This is a genomic window from Bacillus sp. MUM 13 (genome assembly GCF_001866725.1).
GTDB lineage: Bacteria > Bacillota > Bacilli > Bacillales > DSM-1321 > Peribacillus.
Window position 1 is genome coordinate 1 of sequence record NZ_MLYQ01000099.1, and the last position, 9,764, is coordinate 9,764.

The 9,764-nt window shown below is 44.0% G+C and carries 7 protein-coding genes and 1 rRNA gene; 7 read left to right on the forward strand and 1 reads right to left on the reverse strand.

The features are described 5' to 3' along the window. Positions 1 to 133: 133 nt before the first annotated feature. From rrf to BIV59_RS19190, 3 genes are all read left to right on the forward strand, one after another. A 5S ribosomal RNA gene (rrf, locus tag BIV59_RS19180) occupies positions 134 to 250 on the forward strand. A 744-nt stretch (positions 251 to 994) separates the two neighbouring features. Then, on the forward strand, positions 995 to 1,267 hold the full coding sequence (locus BIV59_RS19185; protein ID WP_071353067.1) for an HU family DNA-binding protein: 273 nt from the start codon (positions 995 to 997) through the stop codon (positions 1,265 to 1,267). 186 nt (positions 1,268 to 1,453) lie between these two features. Continuing rightward, the gene (locus tag BIV59_RS19190; protein ID WP_071353072.1) at positions 1,454 to 3,889 is read left to right on the forward strand and encodes a bifunctional diguanylate cyclase/phosphodiesterase; all 2,436 of its coding nucleotides are present in this window, start codon (positions 1,454 to 1,456) and stop codon (positions 3,887 to 3,889) included. Positions 3,890 to 4,043: 154 nt separating this feature from the next. Here BIV59_RS19190 and BIV59_RS19195 read toward each other — a convergent pair whose 3' ends face one another. Next, complete coding sequence (locus BIV59_RS19195) at positions 4,044 to 5,156, reverse strand: NAD(P)/FAD-dependent oxidoreductase (RefSeq protein ID WP_071353068.1); 1,113 nt, start codon at positions 5,154 to 5,156, stop codon at positions 4,044 to 4,046. Positions 5,157 to 5,389: 233 nt separating this feature from the next. Here BIV59_RS19195 and kynU point away from each other — a divergent pair, with 233 nt between their 5' ends. The 4 genes from kynU to kynB all read left to right on the forward strand — a co-directional run bounded on the left by kynU (position 5,390) and on the right by kynB (position 9,605). Then, a complete protein-coding gene (kynU, locus tag BIV59_RS19200) occupies positions 5,390 to 6,676 on the forward strand; it encodes a kynureninase (RefSeq protein ID WP_071353069.1) in 1,287 nt (428 codons plus the stop codon). An 80-nt stretch (positions 6,677 to 6,756) separates the two neighbouring features. Beyond that, complete coding sequence (locus BIV59_RS19205) at positions 6,757 to 8,079, forward strand: amino acid permease (RefSeq protein ID WP_071353073.1); 1,323 nt, start codon at positions 6,757 to 6,759, stop codon at positions 8,077 to 8,079. Between the two features lie 29 nt (positions 8,080 to 8,108). After that, on the forward strand, positions 8,109 to 8,945 hold the full coding sequence (kynA, locus tag BIV59_RS19210; RefSeq protein WP_071353070.1) for a tryptophan 2,3-dioxygenase: 837 nt from the start codon (positions 8,109 to 8,111) through the stop codon (positions 8,943 to 8,945). Between the two features lie 36 nt (positions 8,946 to 8,981). After that, a complete protein-coding gene (kynB, locus tag BIV59_RS19215; RefSeq protein ID WP_071353071.1) occupies positions 8,982 to 9,605 on the forward strand; it encodes an arylformamidase in 624 nt (207 codons plus the stop codon). Positions 9,606 to 9,764: the final 159 nt, after the last annotated feature.

Consider the following 9,764-nt stretch of genomic DNA (forward strand, 5'->3'; position numbering starts at 1 on the left):
GCGGAAGAGACGGACGTCTCGGACAGAAGAAGCGAAGCAGCCGTACGGTTTGGCTTTCGCAGCTAGACAAAATGACGTGCAGATATTTAACTTCTTCTATTATCCAGTTTTGAAGGAACAATGTTCCTCATAGTTTGGTGGCGATAGCGAAGAGGTCACACCCGTTCCCATTCCGAACACGGCAGTTAAGCTCTTCAGCGCCGATGGTAGTTGGGGGTTCTCCCCCTGTGAGAGTAGGACGCCGCCAAGCAAATGGGAGGCCAGCAGAGATGCTGGTCTTTTTTGTGTGCAGAAACGGAGACATTATAATAACTAAAAAGAATATAAAGAGGAAAAGAGTCAAGTAAGCCCAAACCTGAATGGGGAGAACCAAGGAGGTGGAGGAAGCGATGGAGTGAGCACCAGAGTGTACGGTGTACACGAGGTGCGGAAGGACTGAAGCTGACGAAGAGATCCGCCGGTTATCGCCGTTCAGGAGTTCGGACACGGCAGTTAAGCTCGTGCGCCGATGGTATTGGACTGCAAGGAGCTTCTGCTAAAACCGCCACGTCCTGTGGCAACGCAGAAGTCAGCACGTCCTGTGAGAGTAGGACGCCCCCAAGCAAACGGAAGCCCAGCAGAGATGCTGGTCTTCTTTTGTGCAGAAATGAATATTTCATAAGAGCTCAAAAGAGTCCAGTAAACTAAAATCCGAATAGTGAGAACCGCCGGTTACCGAGTTTGGGAGTTTGAACACGTCAGTTAGTTGGACTAGAGCTTCTGCTAAAGCCGCGACTTCCTTGAGAGAGGGCAGGAGTTGTTAAAACTGGATACAGTACCTGTCTTTTTATGATTTTGTATAATTTATTATAAATAGGGCAATAAAGAAAATAAGTTGTTCCTTTAACAAAATGCTTGCAAAACCCCGAAAATAACCTTTATTAAGTGACAAATGCACAGCAGATATGATATGTTTTGGATTCTACATAAAATATTTAAAAAGAGGTGTTTTAATATGAATAAAACTGATTTAGTGAATGCAGTGGTTGAACAGGCTGAATTATCAAAGAAGGATGCTTCTAAAGCGGTTGATGTACTTTTGGAGACGATTACCAATACTCTAGCAAAAGAAGAGAAAATCCAGTTAATCGGATTTGGCACATTTGAAGTGCGTGAGCGCGCTGCACGTACAGGCCGCAATCCTCAGACTGGGGAAGAATTGAACATTCCTGCTTCCAAGGTTCCTGCATTTAAACCAGGCAAAGAGTTAAAAGAAGCTGTAAAGTAAGCTTATACCTGTTTAAAAGGCTCATAGGTTTTCCTATGGGCCTTTTTTGCGCCTTCCTAAAGACTTGTCATTGAATTAAGGGATGAGAGAATCAGCATATTATTTTTTACATAAGTCTTTAGGTTAGTGTTATTTTTGCCGAAATAAGATAGAGAGATTTTATTAAAAGGAGAAAATTATTTGTACATGCAGGGACATTATAATTGGGGGTTTGTGTGCCTTTCAATATTGATTGCCGTATTCGCTTCGTTTACGGCTCTTGATCTTGCAGGCAGAATAACCTTAGCCCGAAATGGGGCAAAAAAGCTATGGCTGGCGGGCGGTGCGGTGACAATGGGCCTTGGCATCTGGTCCATGCACTTTGTGGCCATGCTGGCGTTTAGTTTGCCGGTAATGATTAATTACGATGCATCAATCGTTCTTTTCTCAGTTGCAGTGGCCATATTAGCTTCGTTTACTGCCTTGTTTGTCGTAAGCCGCGAGAGAATGGCAAATATTCATTTGCTGATCGGCGGGCTATTTATGAGCACCGCTATCATTTTAATGCATTATACCGGCATGATGGCTATGCAGATGCAGGCTGCTGTCCATTACAACAAGCTTCTGGTTACTTTATCCGTATTCATTGCTCTCGCAGCATCCTTGGCAGCATTGAAGATATCCTTCTATTTCAGGGTGAAGTCGGGAAATCATTTTTTAGGGAAATTACTAAGTGCTATTGTGATGGGTTCTGCCATTTCTGGAATGCATTATACAGGAATGGCTGCAGCAAGCTATCGTGCCGAGGGACATATGGTTCATCATCTGGCATCAGGCGGGTTCCGAATGGATACAGCCATCCTTGCAGGAGGAATAGGTGCCGCCATTCTTACTATCCAGATTTTTGTCTTATTTTCTTCAGGCATGGACCGAAAGCTGGCCGTCCAGAATAAAAGGCTGCAAGAAAGCCAGCAGCGCTATGATTCTCTTGTGAGGCATAACCTGGATATCATTTTTTCCCTGGATGCTTCCGGAAGCCTCTTAAGTTTTAATCCTTCTTTAACAGATGTATTGGGATATTCTGCAGAAGAAGTTCCATACCTTTCTTTTGATTCGCTGCTTTCTGAAGAAGAGGGATTGCGGGCAAGGGAGTACTTGGCTAAAACAATAAGCGGAATTCCCGCAAAATTTGATATTGAGGCAATCCATAAAAATGGAAATTCTGTCATATTGAATGTGACGACTGTTCCGGTTTATATTGATGAAAAAATTGATGGTATTTATGGCATCGCCAAAGATATTACTGAACAGGTTAAGGCTCTGGAGATTATTCATAAGCAGGCTTATCAGGATGATTTAACGTCCCTGCCAAACAGGCGCTCGTTCAGAGAACAGGTTTCCCGGGTGCTTCAAGAAATGGAACCAAGCAAATCAGCCGCTATTTTCCTGCTGGATATGGACCGGTTCAAGACAATTAATGATACGCTGGGGCATTCTTATGGAGATTTGCTATTGGTGGAAATGGCCTCACGTTTTGAAAAGACCATCGGTGCAGATGTGCTCTTGGCAAGAATGGGCGGAGATGAGTTTACTTTGTTTCTCCCAAATATAAAGCAAGTTTCGGAGGCTGAAAAGCTGGCAGATAACCTGCTCAAATCGCTGAATGAGCCGTTTATGCTAAATCATCATGAAATATACACGACTGCAAGCATTGGGATTTCCGTTTTCCCTCATGATGGATCAGATATTGAGGAGCTGCTTAAAAAAGCAGATTTAGCCATGTATCTGGCAAAGGAAACGAGTAAGTCCAACTATCAGATTTATACAAAGTCGATTGACAGCCGTTTAGATAAGATTCAATTGGAAGAAGAGATGAGAAGGGGAATTGGATCAGAGGGTGAATTTATCTTACACTACCAGCCGAAGATCCATATCAAGTCTGAAGAGGTGACAAGCTTGGAGGCGCTGGTACGCTGGAATCATCCGCGGCTTGGATTTGTTACTCCTGCAGATTTTATCCCGCTGGCAGAAGAAACGGGTTTAATTGTTCCATTAGGAGAAAAAATATTAAGAATGGCCGTTTCACAGCTGAAAAAATGGCATGAACAGGGATTTTCTCATCTTCAGGTGGCCGTGAATGTGGCGACAAGACAATTTATGGAGAACAGCTTTCTCAGCGAGCTGGAAACAATTCTGACAGAATATGATCTGGAAGGAAAGTATCTGGAATTGGAAATTACAGAAAGCACGGCGATGAAAAATGTGAGCCGGGCCATTTATACGTTCAATAAGCTGAAGGAGATGGGCGTAGAAATTGCCATAGATGATTTTGGAACTGGTTATAGTTCTCTTGCTTATCTGAAGGATTATCCAATCAATACTCTTAAAATTGATCAGTCCTTCATAAGGAATTTGTCTGATGGAAATACGGCTGGGACAGATGAAGCAATTACCGCTTCCATAATCAGCCTTGCTAAAAATATGCAGCTTAATATAGTGGCGGAAGGTGTAGAAACAGAAAACCAGCTAAATTTCTTAAAAGAAAATGATTGTGATACTGTGCAAGGCTATTTGTTCAGCAGGCCCCTTTCCGCTGAGGATCTTCAAGAGCAGTTCCTGAAGAAACCCCTGTTGCAAACCTAGCAAAAAAAGAGCCATTTCATATGTACTGCACTCCAAAAGTTAGAGCTTAATTCTAATTTCTGGGGTGCAGTACATTCATATTGGCTCTTTTTATTTTGGCTCTTTTCTTAAAGATTGTTGATTTTATTAATTTGTTATTGGGTTTCGAAGATGGCTAGGCCTCCAAAGCACTATTTAAATCATATTGCTCCAGATCTATATCGGTTTCAAGCCCGAGTGCAAGCTTTGATAGCTGATAACCAATATAGGGTCCCATAGTAAGGCCTGAAGCTCCAAGACCGTTAGCGGCCAATATTCCCTCCCAGCCTGGCAGGGAACCGATAACAGGCAAAAAGCCAGGTGTAAAGGGACGGAATCCAGTTCTGGCTTCAAGAAAGGAAGCTTGTTCGAGCCCAGGGGCAGAAAGTAAGGCCTTATTTAAGACTTCCTGCAATCCGCCAGCCGTAATCCGGCTGTCGTATTCTTCTGTATTTTCATGAGTTGCGCCGGCTACCAGCCTGTCTTCAAAGGCCAGCAGATATTGATCACTTGGAGGCATGACGACGGGCCAGGTTTTTGTACTTGTCCCAGGCAGCCTTAGATGAACAATTTGCGCCTTTTGGAAGGTGACTTGAAAATTTACTCCAAGGGGCTCCAGCAGCTGATTTGCCCAGGCGCCGGCACACACAATTACCATCCCCTCCAGAGCTTCACCATTCACATTAGCCCCGATTACCTGTTTATCCTTAAAATTCAGAGATGCTGCTCCCTCTATAAAAACAGCACCGTTTTTTTCGGCAGCCCTAAGCAAGGAATCACGGAGGGCACGTCCATCAACACGTGCCGCGCCGCTGACATGGACAGAACCGATTCCTTCTGCAAGAGGAGGGAAAAGGATCCTTGTCTGCTCAGGAGTAAGAATGGTGATATCACCCATCTCAGGTGCGTCTTCTTTTCGCTTTAATGCCCGTTCTTTCATGGCAATAAGCTTTTCGCTATCACTATGGAGGCTGATAGCGCCGACTTGTGCATATCCGGTATCTGTTTCACCGTCCTGTTTAAGGGACTCTATCAGATCCGGGTAAAACCTTGCACCTTCTTTTGCAAGCTTATACCAGGCTTTATTGCGGCGCTGCGACAGCCATGGACATACAATGCCTGCTGCTGCATCAGTAGCCTGCCCCCTGTCTTTACGGTCAGCAATGACAACCTCAGCCCCGCTTTTGGCCAGCTGATAAGCCGTGGAAGCACCAAGGATTCCGGCTCCGATCACTATGTATCTCTTCATAAAATAGACACTCTCTTCTTTATCAGCATCAGCACATGTTTCACAATGGCAATGCATTAATATGCTAAATATAGAGATTATCATAACATGGTGTCCTTGATTTATCCAAAGGAAGTAGAGATCCCTGCATGGTTGAATAAAAAACGGAATATTCTAAAATTTGACGGACAGCTGATTGACTGAATGCAGGAATCTTGTTACGATTTTCAATATGGCAAGCAGAGGAGGGCACTATGAATACAGTATCTGGCTTTCATTTAAAAGAATACGCTCAAGGCTTGGATAGAGATGATTCCCTTAAGGCATATAGGGATGAATTTTATACAAAGCCAGGCAGCATTTATCTGGACGGAAATTCATTGGGGCTTTTGTCAAAAAGAGCAGAAAAATCTCTGCTTGATACACTTAATGACTGGAAGACATATGGCATTGGCGGATGGACACAGGGAAACAATCCCTGGTTTTACCTATCAGAAAAAATGGGAGCGCTTTTAGCGCCCTTAGTTGGAGCATCATCTCCTGATGAAGTGATTGTCACAGGCTCCACAACGGTTAATCTTCATCAATTGCTGGCTACATTTTATAAACCCGAGGGAGACAGAAAAAAAATCTTGGCGGATGAATTAACGTTTCCTTCCGACATTTATGCCATGCACAGCCAGCTGGAAATGCATGGATATGATAAAACAAATTTGGTGCAGGTGAAGAGCAGGGACGGGCGGTTCCTGGAAGAAGATGATATCATTGATCAAATGACGGAAGAAATTGCGTTAATTATATTGCCGGTAGTCTTATATCGAAGCGGCCAGATTCTTGATATGAAACGTCTGACAGCAGAGGCGCATGAAAGGGGCATTATCATCGGGTTTGATGGCTGCCATTCTGTCGGTGCCATTCCGCACTATTTTGGCGAATGGGGTGTGGATTTTGCTTATTGGTGCAATTATAAGCATCTTAATGGAGGGCCGGGAAGTGTCGGAGGCCTTTATGTGAATTCCAGGCATTTTGGAAGGAGTCCTGGGCTTGCAGGGTGGTTTGGATCTGATAAAAACAAACAATTCGATATGGAGCATCTGCTGACACCTGCACAAAATGCAGGAGCTTACCAAATCGGGACACCGCATGTGCTTAGCATCGCTCCTTTAATCGGATCACTCGAGATGTTCAGTGAAGCAGGAATTGATAGGATACGCCAGAAATCTCTTCAAATTAATGAATATTTGATGGATCTGATTTCTTTTGAGCTTGGCAATATGGGCTTTTTTATCGGAAATCCAAGAGAGGATAGCCGCAGGGGCGCACATATCAGTCTGGAACATAAAGAAGCAGCGCGGATTTGCAAAGCCCTTAAGGCAAATGGAATTGTGCCGGATTTCAGGGCCCCTAATATCATTCGCCTGGCTCCGGTCGCCTTGTATACAGCCTACACAGAAGTGTGGGAGGCAGTTCAGATTCTTAAGAAAATCATGATTGGGAAAGAATATGAAAACTTTAAGAATGAGCGGGACGTGGTTGCTTAAGACAAGGCAGGGAGGATAAAAAATTGAATAGCTACAAAAGCAGTAAGAATCCCCCTGAAAACGCGGGATTAAAAAGGGAAATGAGTACAAAGCAGCTGACCATGATTGCCATGGGATGCGCCATTGGGACTGGATTATTCCTGGGAAGCGGGCTTGCCATTACGACTGCGGGCCCAAGCGTATTGGTGAGTTATGCCATTGGGGCATTTATTGTACTTTTATTAATGGGATGTTTAGCTGAAATGACGGTCGCCTATCCTACCTCAGGCTCCTTTGGGACCATTGCTGAGAAATATGTCAGCCCTATGGCGGGATTTCTTGTCCGCTATTCGTACTGGATTGCCAATGTGCTGGCAGTCGGTGTCGAGATAAGCGCAAGCACGGTGTATATGAAATATTGGTTTCCTGCAGTTCCGCAGATATGCTGGATTTTATTATTTGCCATCCTGTTAATCTATGTAAATTTGAAAAGTGTGCATACCTTTGCAACCTTTGAATACTGGTTTTCAATGATTAAAATCAGCGCCATTATTTTATTCATTTTGCTGGGGATATATGTATTAACCGGTTCTTCACATGCTGAAATGGGACCAGGCAATTTAACGAATGACGGAGGCTTTCTCCCATTTGGAGTTAGAGGTATGTGGATAGCAGTATTCATTTCCCTGTTCAGTTTTCTTGGAACAGAGTTAATTGCAGTTACGGCCGGGGAAACAAAGGATCCTGATACGGCTGTACCGAAAGCTTTGAAAGCAACGGTGTTCAGGCTTTCGCTGTTTTATGTAGTGACTATCGGTATAATGCTGATGATTGTTCCATGGAAGTCTGCAGGCATAGATCAAAGTCCGTTTGTTAAGGTCATGGAAATACTAAAAATTCCTTATGCATCCGGAGTCATGAATTTTATCGTTTTGACTGCTGCTTTATCCGCTATGAATAGCCAGCTTTATGCCTCGACAAGGATGATTTTTTCCTTGTCCCGCGAAGGCTCGGCTCCGGCTGTTTTCGGCAGGGTAAATAAACATGCAGTACCGAAGAATGCGCTGGCTGTCTCAACCGCAGGGATTTTTCTTGCAGCGATTATCAGCGCCCTTAAACCGGACACCTCATATTCCTTCATGATGGGCATTTCCATGTTCGGTGCCATTTTTACCTGGTTCATGATATTTATTTCACATTTATTTTTCAGGCAACAATGGGAGAGGAATGGCGGGAGGAAATTGCCGGTAAGAATGATGGGATATCCGTACCTGCCTTTGTTAGGAGCATTTCTCTTGCTTTGCCTGATTGTCACTACATGGTTTACGGATTTTAAGATTCTGCTTCAGTTTGGTGTTCCATGGCTTTTATTTTTGTCACTGATTTACTGGATCGGTAAACAGCGAAAACGCAGATCCGTTTAAGCATTCATGCAGAAAAGGGGATTTCCGGGATGGAAAAAGGCAATCAAGGAAAGGAAAATCAGCTCCATACAGATTTTGAAAAAGAAATGTCATATGGAGATTATCTTCAGCTTGATAAAATCCTGACAAGCCAGCATCTCTTGTCAGATCATCATGACGAAATGCTTTTTATCGTAATCCATCAAGCAAGTGAGCTCTGGATGAAGCTTGTGATTCATGAATTGACTGCGGCGGCGGATTGTATCATGGATAATAATCTTGAGCCTTCATTTAAAATGCTTTCCAGGGTGTCGAGGATTCAGCAGCAGCTGACCCAATCCTGGAGCGTGCTGTCTACCCTGACACCTTCTGAATATATGGAATTCAGGGACAAGCTAGGACATTCCTCCGGTTTTCAATCCTATCAAAACCGGCTCATCGAATTTGCACTTGGCAGCAAAAACGCTAAAATGCTATCTGTCTATCAGCATGACGAAAAACTGCTCCAAATCATGCAGACAGCCCTGCATGCGCCTAGCATTTACGATGCTGCCATCGGGGCACTTTCCCATAAGGGGCTGCACATAGATGAAGATGTGCTTAATCGCGATTATTCTGAGCCCTATCAGCATAACAAAAGTGTAGAGGATGCATGGCTTACTGTTTATCAAAATGTCGGGCAGTATTGGGATTTGTATGAACTTGGCGAGAAGCTGGCAGATATCGGCAGCCAGCAGCAAATTTGGCGATTTAACCACATGACCACAGTCGAACGGATTATTGGGCACAAGCAGGGCACAGGGGGATCTTCAGGAGTGACCTACTTGAAAAGAGTGCTGGACCAGGGGTTTTTTCCTGAAATATGGAGCCTTAGAACCCGGTTATAGAATTAAAACCGCAGTGAAAAAAGGGGATGAATCCAAATGAAGAAATGGAAAGATATTTCCCAGAAGCTTGATGAAGGGGTGGCTGTTTGGCCAGGAGATACTGCGTTTTCCTATCAGCGGAATTGGACAAAAGAAGAAAGCGGATCTGTTAATGTCGGACAGCTGACTATGAGTATACATACCGGCACACATATCGATGCCCCTTTTCATTTTGACGATGAAGGAAAAAAGACGGGTGAATTGGATATTGAGCTATATATCGGAAAAGCCCGGGTCATTCATCTCCTTGGCAGGAATTCCATCTCCACCCTGGATGTTAGCCAGTTTAATATAGAGGGAGTGAAGCGCCTCTTGATTTATACGGGTTCCTGGAAGGACAGAAGTGTTTTCCCCGACTCGATTCCGCCGATTGAACCGGATTTGGCCGTGTGGCTTGCGGATATAGGCGTCCGTCTGCTTGGCGTTGATTTGCCTTCTGTAGATCCATTAGACAGCAAGGAACTGCCTGCACATCATGCCCTTTCAAAAAATGGGATCCATATATTAGAAGGACTTGTACTTGATAAGGTGTCTCCCGGAGATTATGAACTTGCAGCCTTGCCTCTTAATTTAGCGGATGCAGATGGAAGTCCGGTCCGTGCGGTTTTGAGAGAATTATAGATAACAAACAGTGAAGAGGGCCAGGTGATCCTGGCTTTTTTGTTTTGCTGAATGGCAGCTTTACCTGATAAGGAGTGCTTGGTTATTTTGTTAGAATAAAATGCAGCCCAATGCCGTATTTTAACAGTAAACATATTAAAGGAGCATTCCTGTTAGAAG

Bases quoted from the DNA above. Each gene is read 5' to 3' on its own strand.
- BIV59_RS19185 (WP_071353067.1), top strand. From the start codon at position 995: ATGAATAAAACTGATTTAGTGAATGCAGTGGTTGAACAGGCTGAATTA.
- BIV59_RS19190 (WP_071353072.1), top strand. From the start codon at position 1,454: ATGCAGGGACATTATAATTGGGGGTTTGTGTGCCTTTCAATATTGATT.
- BIV59_RS19195 (WP_071353068.1), bottom strand. From the start codon at position 5,156: ATGAAGAGATACATAGTGATCGGAGCCGGAATCCTTGGTGCTTCCACG.
- kynU (WP_071353069.1), top strand. From the start codon at position 5,390: ATGAATACAGTATCTGGCTTTCATTTAAAAGAATACGCTCAAGGCTTG.
- BIV59_RS19205 (WP_071353073.1), top strand. From the start codon at position 6,757: ATGAGTACAAAGCAGCTGACCATGATTGCCATGGGATGCGCCATTGGG.
- kynA (WP_071353070.1), top strand. From the start codon at position 8,109: ATGGAAAAAGGCAATCAAGGAAAGGAAAATCAGCTCCATACAGATTTT.
- kynB (WP_071353071.1), top strand. From the start codon at position 8,982: ATGAAGAAATGGAAAGATATTTCCCAGAAGCTTGATGAAGGGGTGGCT.